Below are 19,794 nucleotides of genomic sequence, written 5' to 3' on the forward strand. Positions count from 1 at the left end.
ATATCATTTTAGTTATTAAGAAGCTGTTTTTCCAATAACCGCATATAAAACCCGCCAACAACACTACGTGCCTGAAAGCCCACCTGATGGGCATCAGTTGTCTCATACCAATCACTCAGGGGAACGCGGTCAGGTGTTTCAGTGGCAAATTTGTAGACCGGATCTATAAAGAATTCAAAGTCTGATCTGGTTTTAGCCATGCTGGCTGTCCAAAGGATCCAGTCGGATTTTGTATAGGTTTTTCTACTATCCAGCGGGAGCCCAAATCTCAGCTGCTTTGTTTTATAAAAAGCCAGTTCTTTCGCAGCCACAGATTCAGGGAAAGCATTTATTCCAAGCATTTTATCCCATATCATATTATATTTCTGACTCCAGCTCTTCGCCGGCCCTCCGAAAGTGAGGGTATAATGATCGCCGGCACCCGCCATCTGCTGCCATTTATCAGCCATTTGCTTTGCCGTCCGGCCATACTTTTCGGCAATATCGCTTTTACCCAGCATGCCGGCCAACTTTCCATAGGCCCCTACGGCCTCAATCGCCTTGACAGAAAGATTGGCGTTTCTGGCTAAATGCCCTGCAAAGTCATCTGTACAAAGCTGATTGGTCGGATCCATGCCTTGTTCTACCAGGTAATTGGTCCAGGTTGTCAGTTCCTTCCAGTGCTTGGCTGCATAATCTGCATTCCCCTCAACGGTTGCAATGGCCGCAGTCAAGATTACCATGTTGCCGGCTTCTTCTACTGGCATGTCCTCTCCGTAGGTCTGACCATTGGCAAGGGGGTAGGTCCCCAGGTCATGTGCAGGGAAAGGTTTTTTCCATTTACCGCTTTCACTGTAATAGAAAATACCATTCATCATTCCCTTTAATAAATCAGGGTTATATAATAAATACAGGGGTGAAGACGGATAGGTTATGTCCACGGTATTGATTGATCCATTGCTGAAATTCTCTTTAGACATGAACAGCAGTTCTCCTTTAGGAGATTTTACAATACCGTGCGCTGCAATACTCTGACGATAGGCCAGCTCTAACAGTCGGGCGTATTTTTCTCCACCAGCCTTTAGGGCGCTATCTCTCAGGCTTTGGTCAAACCGGTTGCACAGAGATATTACCTGATCATGGTCATCAGCCGCATTTAGCAGCTGCTCTTCAATTGTATGTTTGCCGTCTTTATTCCACCAGGGTCTGAGATTTTCATGAAAAAACTGCACAGAAAATCTTTCATCGTAGGCCAGCTCTATATAGGTAGATGCATTACTGCTTACCTGACCCAGGTCCTGTACCGTATTCAGACTGAGCCCTTTGCCCTGCATAGAAGGTGCTTCGGTAGAAGTCCCGTTTAAAAAAGAACTGACACCTTCTATTCCTGATTTAGAAATATATTGTTTTAAGCTGGCAGACTGTTTGGCGCCGACATAAAAATAGCCCCAGTTGATCCGCACATTATCGCCTTTCTTTTGTAAGATCGCCTGGGCAGTCGTTCCTGTTTTAAGGAAAGAGAGCCCTCTTTCGTTTTTACGAAATGCAATTACCTGTTCAGAAGGCTGGTCAACGGCAATGTCTGAGCTCACGCCCAAATAAAGCTTAATGCGGTGTGCCTTGCCATCTAGCACCTTTACCTGATAGTCAATATAAGAAACAGGCCGGGAAAGAATATCCATTCTATCCAGTAACAGCGGAGAAACAAACTGCACAGAAAGGCCTACATTACCGGCTTTGAACTGATAAACTGTCTGGGTCGCTTTTACGGTTACGTCTGTCTGTTCAGCGGGCTGTACGGCTTTTATGACATCCTGACTGACGGCCTGCACCAGTCCGGCGTCCAGATAGGCTCCGCCCTTTGTATTAGCGCAATGAATGGCCAGTACATTTTTGCCTTTTTTAAGCAGGCTTCTTACATCAACGGATAAGGCCGGCTTTATATATTTTTCTGTCCAGCCCTCTTTTTGAAAGATCTCTTTTCCGTTAAGATACACTTCGACATTATCATCATGGCGAATACTCAACAAAACGGGAGCGTCTCCTAAAGTGGAGGGATCGGCCTCAAAGCTACGGCGCATCCAGATATCCTCTGACTTCCAGGCGGTTTTTGCATCATGGCTGTTATCTCCAAAAGGGGCTTGCCCTGCTGTCCACCTCATGTCATTGTAAGCGGCACTTGCCCAGTCTCCCAACGGCTTCTCGAAAGTATAACGGGCACTGTAGGGCTGATGCTGCGTTGTTGCCAATACATCTTTATAGGAGAGAGGCGTCTTTCCCAAAAATCGGTAAAACCGGTCATCCACCTGAATGATCCCAACAAGGGACTGCTCCGCGCCTGTCCAATGTCTGGTCGTGCTTTCGTTTAACTGATCAGAGGCTGACCAGATGCTGAAATAACTGTCATGCGTAATAAGCGGATAGGAGGGGGCCTTCTGCTGTGCAGAAAGAACAGTGAATGCTCCGGATAATAACAGAGCGCCGGTTAAGCGCCATTTCCTTTTGAATCCTGTGTTGCCCCGGGAAGGTACTTGATACATCGTTGCTAATACATCTTTTAAATGTTGGAAAATGAAAATCTGAAATGGGTGGTAGTGTAGTGGCAATAAAATTAAAACTATTGTCTAAGAATTCCTCTTTTCATACGCGCAATAACAATTGCTTTAATTTTTGCCTGCCAGGCCCCTTAAAGCCAATCGGGAACAACTTCTCAGCTCTTCCCGATCTACTAAAATGCTATTATTTCTGTATTGAAAATTTATACTCGGATGCTGTATGATAGGTCTGTCCCGGGTTTAAGACCGTACTTGGAAAATCAGGGTGGTTGGGCGCATCGGGAAAATGTTGTGTTTCCATAGCAAAAGCTGTTCTGAAACTGTCTTTAACACCGTTATTAAAAGTATTGGCAGCATTCATAAAGTTTCCGCTATATACCTGTAATCCCGGCTGATCTGTATAGACATCCATTCTAATGCCGCTTTTATCCCCTATAACTGTCGCGGCTAAATGATGACTGCCTGTACTATCCAGTACATAATTAATATCATATCCTTTCCCGTTTTTCAGTTGCACATTATCCTGATCAATTCTGGCGCCCATTGTGCGGGCCGTGAGAAAATCAAAAGGTGTCCCTTTCACGGAGGATATCTTACCCATAGGGATCAGTGTGCTGTCAACCGGTGTAATATGGCTGGCGTAGATAGTAAAGCTATGGTTCAGGATCGTGCCATTCCCTTCACCGTTAAGATTAAAGAAGGCATGGTTGGTCAGGTTGATTATGGTGGGTTTATCTGTAGAGGCATCATAGGTCATCTCCAGTCCGTTATCCGCATTTAGGTGATAGGTAACTTTTACCTGTAAGTTGCCGGGGAATCCTTCTTCCATATCCTTGGAAACACGGGTAAAAACTATAGTGCTGCTGTCTGGCTGGCTGGCATCAAATGTCTGGTATTGAAATCCCTTTTTTCCTCCATGCAGTGTATTGACTCCATTATTGGTAAATAATGTATACGTTTTTCCGTTCAGTGTGAATTTACCTCTGGCAATCCGGTTCCCGAATCTTCCGATCGTCGCGCCATAATAGGGTTCAGTGGCCCTTGCATAATCAGCAATGGAGGAAAACCCGCAGACAACATTCACTAATTTTCCCTCTTTATCCGGCACCTGCAGACTGACCAGCCGTCCGCCATAGTTCGTAAAAGTCGCGATCATTCCACTGGCGTTTTTCAACACGTAGAGATCCGTTTTAACACCGTCCAGCATCCCCTGAAACCCGGCCTTATTGAGCAAATTGACGGTGGTGTCTTTAGTTCCGTTTCCTTTGCCAGCTCTATCACTATTCCCGCTGTTGCAGGACAGCGACAGCGCCGCTGTTATCACAAAAGCCCCCATTGCTGCGAGGCGAAAGACTCTAGATCTTTGTTTCATAAATTTTCTTTTATTCGTCGGGAAGACCCCGACGATACGATATGTTTAGAATATGTTTTAACGGATCTGATTGTGTGCTGTTATTCGCCTGAGGGAACCGCCAGTTTTTCTCCCACCTTTACCGGCTTGCCAAAATCAGGCGTGCCGTCTGCTTTCCAGTGAACAGGTTGCATCCTGGGGCTTCTGAACCGTCCGCAACCCTGACCGGCCTTATCATTCGCGTGGTAGATGATCCAGTCCTCTTTACCATCGGGAGATTTAAAAAATCCATTGTGACCCGGCGCATATACACCAATTTCCGGCGCACTGGCAAAAACCGGTTGAGGGCTTTTGATCCAATCTGTCGCCTTCATGGGATTGCCTCTCTTTTTCAGGCTAAGCATTCCCAGGCAATAGTGGTCAGTCCAGCAACCGCTTGCCGAATACACAAGAAAAAGGCGCTCATTTGAACCCTTTAGGATCTCCGGGCCTTCATTAACTGTGGGCAAACTTCCTTTAACGCTTCCTCTTTTTTCCCAGTCATACACCGAGGTTGAAAGCATCACCCTTTCCCCCTGGACAGTCCAGGGGTTTTTAAGTCTTGCGATATAAATATTCTGATGTATATTCTGATCCCCTTCCCACCCAGACCAGATCATGTATAGTTTCTTCTTGTATTCAAAAACAGATCCATCGATCGCCCATTTATTCGTAGGATCAGTAACCTGCCCTTTAAAGACCCAGTTTTTGGAAAGCGGGTCAGCATTTGCGTTCTCTAGCACAAACATCCGGTGATGATCATTATTGCCATCATCGGCTGCAAAATAAATGTACCACTTATGATTGATGTAATGCATTTCCGGAGCCCACAGCTCTTTAGCATACATGCCTTCCGAAGGCGGTGTCCAGACGGTAACGGGTTTGGCCTCGCCTAACCGGGACATTTTTGTTGTCGCTAATAACTGAATATTGCGTCCGGTGGTGCGGCAAAAATAGTAAACCCCATTATGCTGAACTACCCAGGGGTCCGGCCCCGTCACCAAAAGCGGGTTAGCAAAACTGTCTTTCCCTGCCAGTGAACCGGCCGGCTGACCAATACCCGTCAGGGAAAAGAAGGTAACAAGGAAGCACGTTATAATACTCGTTAAGCCGCATGTCTTTTTAATCATATCAGATCAGATATAATGGGGTGATTAATCTTCTTAATCAAAAACAGATAACGCTTTGCTTTCGTCACGTAATCGTTTGCACAAAAGAACCCTTCAAAAAGTTAAAAACAAAATACGTTTCTGCAATATAGACATTAATTCTAAACAAGCACAGGCAATAGCGCTTATTTAGAATCTATTAAAGATTGGATGAATTCTTTGCTTTAGTGGCAGCTTTTAAAAAAGGGTTTCAACAGACTGTAAGAATGCAATCTGGCTGAATTATCATAGATGTGGCTCCCTACCATAATTTCATCAACATTTGTCTGCTCAACAAACGCCTCCAAGCCGGCCCGTACTGTCCCGGGACTACCGATAAAACTGTAACGCATCATTTGCAACACGGCCGCTTTTTCCATGTCATCCCAGATGCCGTCCATGGAATCCACAGGTGGCGGAAGCGGCTGACGTGCATTGGTAACAATCCCTCTGGCCATCTGATAAAAGGAAGTTGCCAATCGATCCGCTTCGCTGTCTGTATCAGCAGCGATCACATTAATACAGGCCATCGCATAAGGCGCATCCAGTTGAATAGAAGGCCGGAACTGCTCCCGGTATAATCGAAGCGCCTCGTGCAGGTAGGTCGGCGCAAAATGACTGGCAAACGCAAAGGGCAAACCCATTCTTGCCGCAAGCTGGGCACTAAATGTGCTGGACCCTAAAAGCCAGATGGGAACCTGCGTGCCTATCCCAGGAACTGCCTTTACGGGCGTGTTGCCATCTGCAGCCGCCAGATAACCTCTAAGCTCGGCCACGTCACCCGGAAACTGGTCTACACTGTGATGATACCTTCTGAGCGCCATCGAAGTCAGCTGGTCAGTGCCGGGCGCCCGGCCCAATCCAAGATCAATTCTGTCAGGAAACAGAGACTCAAGGGTTCCGAATTGTTCCGCCACAACCAGCGGCGCGTGGTTGGGCAACATAATCCCGCCGGATCCCACCCGGATATGCTCTGTATGCTCAGCAACATGCGAGATCAGCAAAACAGTAGCCGAACTGGCAATATTCTCCATATTATGATGTTCTGCGTACCAGACCCGCTTAAACCCTAATTGTTCAACATGTCTGGCCAGCGCAACACTTCTTTTAAAAGAATCAGCAGCGTTACCGCCCTGTACAATGGGCGCCAGGTCTAATACACTAAACGGGATATCTGTTAATTTTGCTGTCATTGAGGTCTCTATTTAATTGTGTTATTCAGCTGCCGGATTATTTAGCAGGCAACCGCTACATAAAAGTACGAAATAAGCAGGCCGGCCGTAACCTGCCCACCTGACCTCCATTTCTTGGCCTCAAAATTTTAACATCCTCAGCCGCATTTAAGCACCGCAAGCATAACGTTCATAGGTATCCAAGCCCAGTTATGCGTTAAGCCCAAATGGAAATATTTTAGCCTATCATAGGGTAAAGGACCTATCCTGCACCGGCAATTTTCGATCGAATCCCACCATCAAGGCTGTACGCCGTTTTGATTCGTGCTTATTTTATAAAGGTGAGTAGAAGCCGTTATAAACAGGATATTATGATTCTTTCCGCCAAAGCAAAGATTAGAAACCCAGGGTTCATCTACAGGTATATACTTAATGATTCTTCCCTGAGCATTAATAACCGTCACGCCATTGCCGCTAAGATAGAGGTGCCCCTTCTGATCTATCGTAATACCGTCTGCGACATGATGTAATATGACAAACGGGTTAGACAGCCGGCCACCATTGCCGATGTCAAATCTATAGATCTTCTTACCCTCAATATCTGCCACAAACAGATGCCGTCCATCCGCAGAACCGACGATCCCGTTGGGTTTTACCAACAGGTCACTTACGCGGATCGCCTTTGTTGCATTTTTGGGCAAATAATAAACGCAAGGCTTGTCTTGCTGTGTTTCCTTTCTGGCCCAATAATCTCTTTGGTAATAGGGATCCGTAAAAAAAATGCCTCCGTTCTCATCCATCCACAGATCATTAGGCCCATTGAGTAATTTGCCCTGATAGCCCGTGAGCAGTGTATCTACTTTTTTGCTCTTAATATCGATTTTCCAGAGCTGATTGCGTAAATCAGCGCAGGCAAACAGGTCGCCTTCTGCATCGATGATCATTCCGTTAGCCCGGCCTGCCGGTTGCATAAAAATTGAGAACCGGTCCTCTATATCATACTTCCAAATCGCATTATTGGGCTGATCTGTAAAGTATACATTTCCGGAGTCATCACTGACGGGCCCCTCTGTAAATGCGAAATTGTGCTTAAGCTGTGTGAGTTGGCCTGTCTGAATAGAGTCTGCGGCAGGCTGAGCGGATAGATTGTCAATAGTTAAAAGTACTAGCATGGCAAAAATGCAGAAAAGAGCCGGTTGGCCCGGCCTTAAGCGATACCACTTGGGAGCATTATCAGTGTTATACATAATGAAGATTTCTCTTTTAATTTTACTTTATTCTGTAATATTTGATTGCTTTTTATCAAAGTAGCGGCGCAATGAGCCTGACAGTTTTTTCCAGCAACTTTTGCAGCCAGAAACGCCGTTCCCATTGAAAAGCATCCAGCTTTACCGCCCCTTCTAAATCTTCATAAAAACTTTTAGCGAGCTCAGCTCCAAACGCTTCATCATAAATAATCGCATTGGCTTCAAAGTTTAAGTCAAAGCTCCTGTAATCCATATTCGCGGACCCAATAATAGAAAGGCTCTTGTCTGCTACAAGCGTTTTGGCATGAATAAACCCTTTTTGATAAAGATATATATCCACGCCAACATCCAGCAATTCTCCATAAAAAGACCTGGCGGCAGCGTTGACAATTCTTGAATCAGATTTGCCCGGCACAAGCAACTTCACCTTAATGCCTGACAAAGAGGCAATGCTAAGCGCATCTATTACTGCCTGTTCAGGAATAAAGTACGGTGTCGTAATTAATAGCTCATGGCTGGCCTGGTGAATCGCCTGCAAGAGAGAAAATAATATCGTGGGGTTGTCGGAATCCGGGCCGCTGGCAGCGATTTGTACATACTTCCCTTCGGGTCCGGTGTTGCCGTTCAGCCTCGGGAAATAGTCTCCATTAGGCGCAATAGTTTGCCCTGCACAAAAATTCCAATCACATAAAAACAAGTGCTGCAAATAATGCACGCCTGCACCTTCGATGCTCACATGAGAGTCTCGCCAGAAGCGTTTTCTCTTTCTTTGTCGCAGTTTCTCTGCTTTCGATGGATTAACATATCCGTCGCTGACATTAATACCACCAATAAACCCAATTCTTCCATCGACGACGATAATCTTGCGGTGGTTGCGATAGTTAAGGCGGTTGGCAAACGCCAGGAAAATAATTTCATAAAAAGGGTAGGCCTGCACCCCTGCCTCTTTTAACCGGGGCACGAGCTTCTTCCGAATGGACCTGCTGCCAAAATCATCATAGATCAGCCTGACCTCCACGCCCTCCCTTGCTTTTTGTTTCAAGACTTCCTCAATCGTCCTGCCGATCTCATCATCTTCATAAATATAATACTCCATATGGATATGATGTCGGGCAGCCTTAAGCACCTCCAATACCCTGGGAAACTTCAATTCACCATTAATCAGCAACTCCACTTTATTTCCCCCTGTCAAAGGGCTCATGTTTTCCTTCAACAGCAGCCTGGCGATCCCTTTGTGCAGCTGAACGGTCTCATTGCCCCCCTCGATTATGCTCAGCGATTTACGTTGAATAGCAGCCTCCAGTTTTTTAGACTGGTTATCATCAGCCAATAGCTTTCTGGAGTAAATTTTTCTTTTACGGTAATTGGTGCCAAACACAAAATAAAACACCATCCCGACAAAGGGTAAAAAAATAATGGATAATACGTAAGCGAGCGCCTTGGTGTTAGAGCCTGTATCATATATTGCTTTCAGGCACACGAATACCAAGAGTACACTATAGACAATCTCCCAAATAAGGATCCAATCCATATAATGATTTTATAGGCGGGCAAGATCAGTGCCTGCACTTCTACAAATATACAAAACATTCGCCCCCACATCTGACCGTATAAGATAACCGGCTACATTTATTTTCTGGCTGCCAGACTCATTCACCGCTTTATTGTTGATCGGTCAGTTTGCATGAACGATAAACAGCGAACGACCTGGCGCCGCCAGGCTGTGTTTCCAATATAATTTTGACAGCGACATTCCATCGAAAAGGACCTTCTGAATCGTAGCTATTCTCTGGTCAAAATCACGGTCAGTTGCGTGTCCGGCTACACGGTTTTATCTGTCAGGATCCTGTTATAACTGAATTTGAAGGTATACACCGCCATCCTGATGATCAAACTTTAATAATAAAGTCGAGGACGCCGCATCCCATTCGGTCTTTTTTGGCGGCACAGTCTTCCCGTTTTTATCCTTCAGCTGGATGCCTTTTGGCGCATTTTTCATTCGAATGCGCATGCTATTGACGGTTCCCACAGGCCCCTTTACCTGACAAGTGTATAGATTTTTTTCTGCCTGCCAGAGGCTATCATATACCCTTCCGGCAACAGCAATCACTTGGGGTGTATGCCCTGTAATCTTATCTAAATCATAGAGCAGCGCCTGCATACCGGGCTGCAGGGTGATTTTCTGCACGACCGGCAGATCGGGGTCATATAAACGAACAAAATGCCCTTTTAAGATCAACGGCTTTTGAGAGGGCCCGTCCGCCAAAACAGCAGCAACGATATAATTCCCTCTGTTTAGTGTAAAATAGTTTTGTCTGATTAGCTCCTTTTTATGTAGCGCCGTGTTTTTATACGCTGTCTGTACCACATCCAACAGACCAGCGCCACCTTTCTTTTGCATCACCAGCTCTTTAGGATCCTTTCTTATCACCCAGATCTGGCCTTTCCCTGCAGTATAGACCTCTTTTCCCGGTTTGTATTCAATGCCTAGTTGTTTAAATAGATCTTCCGAGGGCGTTTTATTGTGGGCGCCATCTGTATTCCACCATTCCCGGACAGACTGAAACGGATCGTCATCCCTTCCGTAATAAATTAACCGGCCGCCATGCTTAACCCAGGCAGCCAGGTATCGGTGTGTCTGGGAGGACGGCGGTTTCATATTGGCGTAACTCATGATAAGGACTTTGATATTCTTTAAGGTAGCCGGGTAGGTCAGGTTTTCCATATGTACCGTTTCTACCGGCACACCTTCCTCCAGCAGAGGCAGCGCCATTCCATAGAAATTGGATAACTGTGGGTCTTCATATCCGTCATGGGTCGGAAAACGCTGAAACATCATCGAATTGCTCAGTAATACGCCGATACCACCGCTGCCACTAACCTTGTTGGAAGAGCTGGGCATTTGCTGTAAAGCATTGATCATTATCTGCACCTGAGTCGCATAGTCAACAGGGATAGGTTGCTTTTCTTTTTCTCCTTCTACCTGAAACTTTCCTAAATAAATCCTGCTGGGCCATGGCATAACTTCGTAACTAGTCACACTGGGATACATCAGTTCGGCTGTAAAGGTCGCTTCATAATTTCTTTTATAATCATCCCAGCTTCGCTTTCTGTCTTCTATCGGATCTGTCAATAAAAAGATCTTGCGATGGGTCGGAGCTGTCATAGACACCATAGAGCCATATTCCAGAAAGGCATTTTCAAATACACGTTCCTTTTTCACGCCGTCATAATATACCGGCTCCCTTGAAGTTCCGGTCCATACTTGCGCAATATACCCGTCTACACTTTTAAGACTGGCGAGACTTGCTTCAGGGCTAACAATCTGCCAGGAAGAATAATTAACCAGCGAATGGGTAGGCACATAACAAGAGACCTCTCTTCCTTTACTTCGGCTGTACCTTTTTGCATAGGAGAACAGCGAATCCAGCGCCCGGTAATATAAATGATACTTAAGTTTTGAAGAAAGATACGTGGCTTCGGCACTGCTATCCTGCGGCTGCCAGGGAAATTTATAATAATCCAGCCACTCCTTTTTAAAAGCCGCACTATAACCCGCCCTGGCCCAAAACTCAGGCTCCTCGAGATATACTGCTGTAACGCCCGCGTCAATAGCCCTTTTAATATGTGTCTTTAGATAGCCTAAATAGTTTTGGGTCGGAACGATATAAGGTACATTATGACCATGCCAGATGATCTCCCCGTTTTTCATCGTCTGCCCTTCGTCAAAATGTTGCTTTCCATCATACTGACCCAGAAAATAATCTTTATACTGCCCCCAGGCAGATCCTGTCATAAACTGGACATTATATCCTTTATCCCGCCAGCCTTTTACACGCGCTTCAAAACGGCCGCCTGCATCATTAATGCCATATACCATGACAATATCAGCGCGAACATCGTAACGGGCATCCCAGGGGTCTGCGATCTGAAAAGAGGTTTTACCTCGTGGTTGCGCTGTTGGTTTTTCTGTTTGCCCGTATAGCCCTGACCATTGCAACAAACACAGGGTCAGTATAACACAGCAGCTACGAATGGAAAAAGACAGAACTTTCATAAGGAAATAATAGTTTTTGAGCCAGGGATAAACATTATTAATGACGACTGAAATAAAAGGCGTTTATTTCAGCCAGTCCTCGATCTTTTGCAATAAATATCCGACCTCTTCGGGTTGGTTATAAAAATGCATGCTGATTCTAAGTGTCCCTCCTCTATTTGTCACTACAATCCCTGCCGCCGCCAGGAAGGCACCTAAAGAGCCATGATGATTGATGACATCCTTTAATACAACAATGGAAGCTCTGTTGTCGATCGTATAGTCTCCGTAAATTTCAATTTTATCTCTATGGATCGCCAGTCCGTCTAAAAGCGTTTTGGTAAGGCGCATATTATGTGCATGGATCTGACTGGCGCCGAACATCTTTTTTTCCCGGATCGCCTGGTTGAGTAACGCCAGCCCATAGATATTTAATCCGCCCGGTTCATAACTTCTGGCTTGTCCCGCATACTCCAGGGATGCCGCACCAATGACGACTGGCGGATAAACCGCCAGAAAAGACGGATCGAAATAAATAATGCCATTGCCAAAACCGCTGTTCATCCATTTATAATTGCTGGCGATCAGTACATCAATATCCAGCTTTTGCATGGGAATGGGTATGGCACCCAGGCTTTGCGTCGCATCAACAATCAGTTTAACATGATGTTTTTTACAGAGCGCTGTCAGATCCGACAGGTCTATTTTAAATCCAGTCTGCCACTGTACATGGCCAATGGCCAGAATATCAATTTTTTGTTCTGTGAAAATCTGTGCGATCGTTTCAAGACGCAACGAAAATCCTTTTTCACTATCCATTGTATGTACAGCAAACCCATTTTGTACAAATGGAGCGATAATGGAAGGATAATCGTTTTTATAGACCAGGACCCGCTCATCGCCCCTTAAGGATTGAACCACCATATTCATGGCATAAGAGAAATTGGGAATATAACCCAACCTGCTTTCGTCCACCTCGAGAAAGCCCGCCAGCGTTTTTCTGTAGGCCGGATCCTCCGTCTCACGCCAGCGTTCAGATCTGGTCGAACTGTCTACCGCAAAGGCATTGTAAACATCCGCTCCGGCTTTCAGGCTGTCTGCAGAAATCAGTCCGCATCCCGCGGTATTCAGATATATCGTTCCATTGGAATCAGGTTGCATAAATAATATTTTAGTGGTGGCTTCTGTTCCACAAATTACAAAATATTCCTGCCGGACAGGATAAATTCACATTTGATTTAAGTTTGTTTTGTGTCGTTTACAGTCCGAAAGCAGCCTCAGGAGAAAGCGGCTCCATTGAGCTGGGTGCCCTTAATTCATTCCTGTATTGCAACGGTGTTCTGCCCATTACCTCTTTGAACTTTTTATTGAAGTGGCTATAGTTATTAAAGCCACATTCATAACAGATATCTGAGATGGCCAGTTTGCTTTCATGCAGCAATTTCGCTGCATGAATCAACCGGTATTCAATCAGATACTGTACAAATGTCTTATTCGTTATCTTTTTAAAGTACTTACAGAAAGAGGAAGGAGTCAGAAATACCTGTGCCGCAATATCCGACAGTGCGATTTCCTCATTGAAATTCTCTTTGACATAGTTGAAGATGCTATTAATTTTTTCCTGATCTTCCATCCTGGCTTCCAGCAAAATACGCCCTGCATTAAGGACCGTATACTGACTGGCGCCGGCCATCATTGTAAGCGCCTTTAAAAGCGTAAGAAACCTTTCCGGGCCCCTGTGGTACTCCATGGATTCCAGGACAGCGCCGATAGTTCTTTTGTCTTCTCCATGAAAGACCATTCCGCTTTTTGCCTGTTCAAATAAGCGCAATATGGGTTTTAATTCAGGAATCTGAAAAAAGCCTTCGCCGAAAGCTTCCATCCGCCACTGCACCAGGGTTTCCCTTTGCGTTCCGCTGAGGGTCCGGGTAAACCCGCAGTGGGGAAGGTTGGAGCCGATTAAGATTAAGTCTCCGTTACGATAATGGGACAAATGTGTTCCTACCTGCCTTTTACCGGCTCCTTCATTCACATATACTAATTCGAATTCAGGGTGATAATGCCAGGCAGCTGTAGTAGGATTGGGGTGTTGTGCATCATAGCGTTTATAAAAAAAAGAATATCCTACCTCAGGCTTTATTATTTCAATGCGGGGTTTAAACGTAGATTCCATATCAATAGACTTTTGTTATTATGATTTAACCAATGACCGGTTTCGTTAACAATATTGCAGCATCCAAGAATTCTTTTTGCTCTTTTTTAGCTAAAAATGGCCCTGTTTCAGGTTTTTTAGCCCCTTTAACAGGCGTCGTTAGCACTGCACCGCAGAACTTCACAATAAGATGTTAATAAACTAACGGATGGTTGTGCAATATTATCAAATTGTTACTACAAAACTAACGATAATTGAACAAAATACCATAGTTTTTGGATTAAATTCATGTTATAATCCGGTTGGCAGCACTCTACCTTTGCATCAGAAACAAAAGGAAGTAACCAACTAAAAAAATATAAAAATGAAAAAGTTCATTCAGTACAGTTTAACTGCAGTAGCTTTTACCTTAATGACTGCATTTGCCAAAGCCGGCAACATCAATGTTCTTTCTAATGGCATTGTAAAGGTAATGATCAGCGATGCGCCTAATCTGCATAACATCTCTGTTTCCGATGAAAATGGTAACAGCTTGTATGAATTAAGCGACATGAAAGCGGGCTCATTCAAAAACATCGACTTTTCAATGGTTCCGGATGGCACTTACTACATTAAAGTAGAAAATACAAGATCCATTGAAACCACGCAGGTACAAAAGATAGACGGACTTGTTACAATAGCTGACAAATCTGATCTGTTTGTAAAACCCATCTTTAGAAAACAAGGCGATATTTTAAACGTATTTTTCACCAATCCTGATCAGAAAGAAGTAGAAATCAATGTATACAACCAGAACGGTTCTGTTGTTAATACCGTTAAAACAGATGCCGCTTCCGTTGCTAAAGGTTTTGATTTCTCCAAGAGCCTTCACGGTAACTACAAAGTAGTTTTATCTCAGGATAATTATGTATTCAGCACTGATTTTGATTTTTAATATAACCCAAGGGACAACCTAATCATTTTCCAAGCCGGGCCTTTTACAAGGTCCGGCTTTTTTATGTCCTGTCAGTAATTGCTAAATTTTTCTTAATCCAACTCCAATTACGAAATTTTTCGTAGGTTTGTCTACGAAAACAATCGTAGATGAAGACAAACAGGAAAATAACTGACAGCGAACTGGAGATATTACAGATTCTCTGGGAAAAGGGTCCAAGCTCTGTAAGGACTGTACATGAGGCATTGGGGAATACCAAACAAACCGGCTATACAACTTCTCTTAAATTAATGCAGATCATGTTTGAAAAAGGTCTCTTGACCCGTGATGAATCTGCAAAGACACATATATATGCAGCAGCGATTTCTGAGGTGAATGGACAAAAACAGGCTGTAGATAAAATAATTGACTCTATGTTTAAGGGGTCCTCCACCAACTTGGTCATGCATGCTTTAGGTAACTATAATCCTTCTGATAAGGAAATTAATGAGATCAAAGCGTATTTGGAAGGGCTTCGGCAAAAAGAAAACTAATTCAAATATTTTTTATCCTTTAATCAGCGTTTATGCAAACATTATTTGACTGGTTATCCAATCCATCGTTTAGGTCGCTGGCATTAAGCCTGCTGGCCAGTTTATGGCAGGCGGGATTAATATTTATTGTTGTCTATGGATTATTGCGTCTCAATAAAAACGCTCCGGCCCGCATCAAATATAATATAGCCGCCGCCGGACAGCTGATCATTGCCTGCTGGTTTATTCAGACCTTTCTGCATCATCTGGCCACACAGGCAACGCTTTCCCAGTCATTAACGGCCCACGAAGCCGCCATGCTGTTTTATCCGGGAGAGTTCCCTTTATTATCTGGGTTATATACAGAAGAACTGGGAAGCGGAGGATTTCAGCTAAGCAAGTGTTTGCCACTGGCATTATGTGTATATATAATAGGGGTAGTGATTATGACCATTCGAATCATATTTGCTTATAAACAAACACGTGTACTCAAAACGAGGGGCATATTTGCGGCACCCCCGTCCTATATCGCCCATATGCAGCAGGTATGCGGACAACTTCATATCTATAATAATGTCAGGCTCTATTTATCAGACAAAGTGAACGTGCCTGTCATGATGGGATTTATTAAGCCCGTCATCCTCTTGCCTGTGTCAATCCTCACCCATCTGACAACCGCACAAATAGAAGCAATTATCACCCATGAGCTGGCCCATATCCGCCGTCAGGACTATCTGGTCAACTTTATCCAATCTGTCATTGAAGCCGTATTCTTCTTCAATCCTTTTGTATGGTTGCTTTCCAAGATCATGCGGGAAGAAAGGGAGAAAGCTTGTGATGAGCTCGTGATCCGTGAAGTATCTGCCTATACCTATGCAACCGCACTACTCGCTTTAGAGAAGATTAATGGGACAAAACAACTTACGCTTGCAGCCAATGGACATAGATCCTTTAAACTTTTAAACCGCATTAAACTATTTACCATGAAACAAAACCCCATTATGACCGTCAAACAAAAGGCGCTCTCTTTATTACTCATCGTCGTTGGCCTTGGCTGTATCGCCTGGTTAAGCCCTGACAATGCTGTTCAACAAAAAAAAGAAATCAAACAGATCACAACGCAAAATACACCAGAACTGACCGGAGGCACCTATAACAAGGAGGGTATAGCTAAAGACAGCGCTCCTCAGAGCAGGCACAGAACCGTTATTCACAGAGATTCTCTATCTCCTGAGATTCAAAAGCAGGTAGATGAGATCACAAAGTCTGCGCAACAGATTGCCCAGAAGTTTGCAAATGACACGAGTTGGAAAGAACGCTCCAGAGCTATTCAGCAGAAAGCACAGGCGCTCGCTCTAAAATTTGAACAAGACCCCTCCTGGAAAGAAGCGCTCGACAAAATTACCAAAGACGCAAAAGCGCTTTCTCATAAAATGCAAGAAAACCCCGAGCTTAAAAGACAAATGCGAGATTTGGAAAAAAGCGCGCAGGACATGGCAAAAGACTATAAGCCTTCTCCTGAAATGCAAAAACAACTGGAGGAAATCCGTAACAAAAGTATGGCTATTGCCCTTCAATTTAAAAATGATACGGCCTGGAAAAAACAGCTTACAGAAATTCGCTTAAAGGCCAGAGAGATGGCTAAACAAATGAAAGAGAATCCGGAAATGGCGCAAAAAATCAGGGAAATGGCGGAAAGGTCAAAAGACATGGCTTTCAAGGTATTAAATGATCCCAAGTTCAAAGCACAACTTGAAAAACTAAAAGCGGATATCCAGCAAATGAAATGGATGGATGAGGGTAGTGAAAAGTAATTCCTCAGCGCATTTGGCAATTCCAGGAAAAAGGGCAGCACTATGATGAGCTGCCCTTTTTAAGTAATTACCATAATTGCAATAAGTTTATATTTATGTGATTTTTGAGATGACAATTTTTAATCCCTTTTAGACGCTACTCTCTTGCATCATTTACTTCTATCCAGTAGCCATCGGGGTCAGTAAAATAAATCTGTTTAACGCCGTCAACTCTTACCGTGTATGTTTGCTTTTTCCCTTCCCAGCTCTCGAACTTAATATGATGCTTATCCAGATTATGGATAAAATCGCCAACAGAACTTACTGTAAAGCATAAATGACTGTTTTTGTCATGTTTTGTTTTGCCCGATGCACCCTGAATTAAATGCAACATAATTTTAGGTCCGACAGAAAACCAAGTATGCCGGCCATCATGAAATGGTTCCGGCATCGTATCCAGTCCGATTATTTGCCGGTAAAAGTCAGTGCTGATCTTCAGGTCCGAAACATATACTGCAATATGATTCAGCGAAGCCCCTGTTTTTAATGCCTGTGATTTAATGGATCCTGCCATCAAGAGAATAAAGACCAGTGTGACAATACTTTTGTTTTTCATTTAATATTTCTTTTAGTCAAATAAGTAATTTAAAATGAACTGTTCGTTAAAGATACCTTTTGTTTGTCGGATGGGAATAAACTTTTCATACAAAGTCCCTTTGACCGGTTATCCGCTACTCCGTTTTCCGGCTCCTTTAGTTCTATATACGGATAACGCTGAAAATTTCGGTGATAAGATCCCCAATGGAGCCCGGCAAAAAATGGTCTTGAAGATCCGTTAATAACGGACCTTCAAGACCATTATAACCGAGCCTGTTAGAAGTTATGGGAAGTGAATATTGCAGAACATATATGCCGCCCAGGATCACACAACGGCATTGCAGGCTTAGCAGTTCACCATCCAGCGGATTCCATATTTATCTATAGCATTCCCATGCCAAGCACCCCAAAATTGCTTTTCAAAAGGAACCAGTATTGTTCCTGCCTCAGCAAGATGATTGAATATCTTTATTCCGTTTTCCACATTAGAGACCTCCAGAGACAGGGCAACATCTCCACTGTTCTTTTTTGCAGGACTCTCCGGAGAAATATCGCTTGCAAATATTTCCAGATTCCCAAAGCTGAGCCTGCCGTGCAACACTTTGTCTTTAAAATTATCTGGAACAATTATTGGCGAATGATCATATCTAACCAGGATTTCTACTGTACCGCCCAGAATGTCCTTATAGTAATTCAATGCTTCTTCACAATTTCCTTCAAAATTCAGGTATGGAATAAGCTTATTTATTTTTGTCTTCATGGCTTTCTTTAAAATTATCTCTTTATCTATATATAAGGTTATCGTATGCGGTAACAATATTGTCATCGTCAATAAAGAATCACACGAATCTGCACGACCCTGCTAAGTCCTTTTTTAAACGCAAACAAACCGCAAGCCAAATATTTTCAACACCGCTGAAGCTTTCTATTTTAAGCCCCGGTCTATACTCCTCTTTATTTATCCGGCGGTGCGGGGATTAAGCCTGGAGGAATAAGTCCTATCTGCAGCAAGACACCCAGCCGGTCTCCCTGCATCCAGGCATTTATGACCTTCCCGTCCCGCAACTGGTATACAACAATTGCGTTGTCTGTTACAGTTTTACCACTGGCGGGAATACTTCTAAATGGCTGCGTATGAGCAGCGTTCCATGTCCAGCGTACAATGACCTTATCTCCATCTGCCATCATATCTAGAATATTCCATTGAATATCTGGAAAGGCATCTATGACTGCCTGTACTGTACTCCGAAAGCTTTCTACTCCTTTCCCGTTCGTATTTCCTATTCCGGTATACTCCGGTGAAATAACTCGGTCCAATAGTTCAAACTTTTTATTATTCAGGATATTTTCATACAGGAAGCGTATGGTCTTCTTGTTTTCTAATTCCTCTGCTGTAGGCGTTTTTATATCAGGCCTGGGTTGAACTTCCCTCACCTCTATTGTACCACCTTGCTCTAAAATGGGGCATTTTTTCGCTAATTGCAATGCGTCTTCGAACGCCGAGGCTCTTATAATAAGGCAACTGATAAGCCTTAAGCCATTGGCAACAACTTCCTCATTGACAACTTTGTCATTTGATGAAACCACGTAGCTTTCACTTGGGAAGACAAAGCTGGTTACAAAAATACCCTGCTCTTTCCAGTGATCCGTCAGCGCTGTCCACTTTGCTCTAACAGTTGTCGCCTCTTCAGCACCATAATGACGTGGTAAACGAATCAATAATATATACTCTTTCATTTTTTTTGTTTTAGTTAAATGGATTGATTTTCCCTGTGCAAATGCAAAACTGACTGAAAATAACAAAGCAATTATAAATGCCCTCCTGGCCCTTTTGTATCGCATAAGAATGATTTTAATTATAGATGTTTCATACCGCAAATTTGAGACACCCTGGCCTCTGAAACTTGTAAAAAATCATTGATTTACCGATTAGAGGCTGAGATAAAAACTAATAGAGAATATCCGGTAACAATTTAACATCTCCGGTTCAGTTTTTTGCCTTGCGAGAACTTTGACAAGCAAACGAACAGTAAGTGGTGTATAAAGCAAAAAATCCCATAAATCATTGATCTACGGGATTTATAATGTTTTCCTGGTGCGGAAGAGGAGATTCGAACTCCCAAGCCCTAACGGGCACTACCACCTCAAAGTAGCGCGTCTACCAATTTCGCCACCTCCGCATGGAGCGCAAAAATAAGGTATGTTTACATTATATCTTTATTTAGTGCAGAATAATTTTATGTGCTGCGGAATTTTTGTATTTTTAATTGCCGAAGCCC

The 19,794-nt window shown here is 43.7% G+C and carries 15 protein-coding genes and 1 tRNA gene; 3 read left to right on the forward strand and 13 right to left on the reverse strand.

Annotated features, from left to right (window positions below):
• Nucleotides 1–8: 8 nt before the first annotated feature.
• The 9 genes from K9M52_RS09195 to K9M52_RS09235 form a co-directional block, all read right to left on the reverse strand.
• Nucleotides 9–2,519: a glutaminase family protein gene (locus K9M52_RS09195; protein WP_224071761.1), complete on the reverse strand. Its 2,511-nt coding sequence runs from the start codon at nt 2,517–2,519 to the stop codon at nt 9–11.
• 199 nt (nt 2,520–2,718) lie between these two features.
• The gene (locus tag K9M52_RS09200) at nt 2,719–3,906 is read right to left on the reverse strand and encodes an aldose epimerase family protein (RefSeq protein ID WP_224071762.1); all 1,188 of its coding nucleotides are present in this window, start codon (nt 3,904–3,906) and stop codon (nt 2,719–2,721) included.
• 80 nt (nt 3,907–3,986) lie between these two features.
• Nucleotides 3,987–5,054 carry a glycoside hydrolase family 43 protein gene (locus K9M52_RS09205; RefSeq protein ID WP_224071763.1) on the reverse strand — a complete coding sequence of 356 codons (1,068 nt, stop codon included), beginning with the start codon at nt 5,052–5,054 and terminating at the stop codon, nt 3,987–3,989.
• A gap of 203 nt (nt 5,055–5,257) precedes the next feature.
• Nucleotides 5,258–6,265, reverse strand: coding sequence for an LLM class flavin-dependent oxidoreductase (locus K9M52_RS09210; protein ID WP_224071764.1), 1,008 nt, complete (start codon nt 6,263–6,265; stop codon nt 5,258–5,260).
• A gap of 278 nt (nt 6,266–6,543) precedes the next feature.
• Nucleotides 6,544–7,491: an SMP-30/gluconolactonase/LRE family protein gene (locus K9M52_RS09215; RefSeq protein ID WP_224071765.1), complete on the reverse strand. Its 948-nt coding sequence runs from the start codon at nt 7,489–7,491 to the stop codon at nt 6,544–6,546.
• A 55-nt stretch (nt 7,492–7,546) separates the two neighbouring features.
• Entirely contained in the window at nt 7,547–9,022 is a 1,476-nt protein-coding gene (gene cls / locus K9M52_RS09220) for a cardiolipin synthase (RefSeq protein ID WP_224071766.1), read from the reverse strand.
• Nucleotides 9,023–9,340: 318 nt separating this feature from the next.
• Entirely contained in the window at nt 9,341–11,548 is a 2,208-nt protein-coding gene (locus tag K9M52_RS09225; RefSeq protein ID WP_224071767.1) for a hypothetical protein, read from the reverse strand.
• Between the two features lie 63 nt (nt 11,549–11,611).
• Complete coding sequence (locus K9M52_RS09230; RefSeq protein ID WP_224071768.1) at nt 11,612–12,688, reverse strand: aminotransferase class V-fold PLP-dependent enzyme; 1,077 nt, start codon at nt 12,686–12,688, stop codon at nt 11,612–11,614.
• Nucleotides 12,689–12,785: 97 nt separating this feature from the next.
• Nucleotides 12,786–13,700, reverse strand: coding sequence for an AraC family transcriptional regulator (locus K9M52_RS09235; protein ID WP_224071769.1), 915 nt, complete (start codon nt 13,698–13,700; stop codon nt 12,786–12,788).
• Between the two features lie 343 nt (nt 13,701–14,043).
• On the opposite strand from K9M52_RS09235, the gene K9M52_RS09240 reads away from it, so the two are divergent.
• From K9M52_RS09240 to K9M52_RS09250, 3 genes are all read left to right on the forward strand, one after another.
• On the forward strand, nt 14,044–14,613 hold the full coding sequence (locus K9M52_RS09240; RefSeq protein ID WP_224071770.1) for a hypothetical protein: 570 nt from the start codon (nt 14,044–14,046) through the stop codon (nt 14,611–14,613).
• A 149-nt stretch (nt 14,614–14,762) separates the two neighbouring features.
• Nucleotides 14,763–15,146, forward strand: a complete 384-nt coding sequence (locus K9M52_RS09245; protein ID WP_224071771.1) for a BlaI/MecI/CopY family transcriptional regulator — start codon at nt 14,763–14,765, stop codon at nt 15,144–15,146.
• A 32-nt stretch (nt 15,147–15,178) separates the two neighbouring features.
• Nucleotides 15,179–16,939 carry a M56 family metallopeptidase gene (locus tag K9M52_RS09250; protein ID WP_224071772.1) on the forward strand — a complete coding sequence of 587 codons (1,761 nt, stop codon included), beginning with the start codon at nt 15,179–15,181 and terminating at the stop codon, nt 16,937–16,939.
• Nucleotides 16,940–17,075: 136 nt separating this feature from the next.
• On the opposite strand, the gene K9M52_RS09255 is transcribed toward K9M52_RS09250, so the two are convergent.
• The 4 genes from K9M52_RS09255 to K9M52_RS09270 all read right to left on the reverse strand — a co-directional run bounded on the left by K9M52_RS09255 (nt 17,076) and on the right by K9M52_RS09270 (nt 19,695).
• Nucleotides 17,076–17,534 (reverse strand): VOC family protein, encoded by a 459-nt coding sequence (locus tag K9M52_RS09255; RefSeq protein ID WP_224071773.1) that lies wholly within the window; start codon nt 17,532–17,534, stop codon nt 17,076–17,078.
• A 327-nt stretch (nt 17,535–17,861) separates the two neighbouring features.
• Nucleotides 17,862–18,275, reverse strand: coding sequence for a VOC family protein (locus K9M52_RS09260; RefSeq protein ID WP_224071774.1), 414 nt, complete (start codon nt 18,273–18,275; stop codon nt 17,862–17,864).
• A gap of 194 nt (nt 18,276–18,469) precedes the next feature.
• Complete coding sequence (locus K9M52_RS09265) at nt 18,470–19,252, reverse strand: ester cyclase (protein ID WP_224071775.1); 783 nt, start codon at nt 19,250–19,252, stop codon at nt 18,470–18,472.
• A gap of 356 nt (nt 19,253–19,608) precedes the next feature.
• A tRNA-Leu gene (locus K9M52_RS09270) sits at nt 19,609–19,695 on the reverse strand.
• Between the last annotated feature and the right edge of the window lie 99 nt (nt 19,696–19,794).

It is taken from the genome of Arachidicoccus terrestris (assembly GCF_020042345.1).
Taxonomy (GTDB): Bacteria; Bacteroidota; Bacteroidia; order Chitinophagales; family Chitinophagaceae; genus Arachidicoccus; species Arachidicoccus terrestris.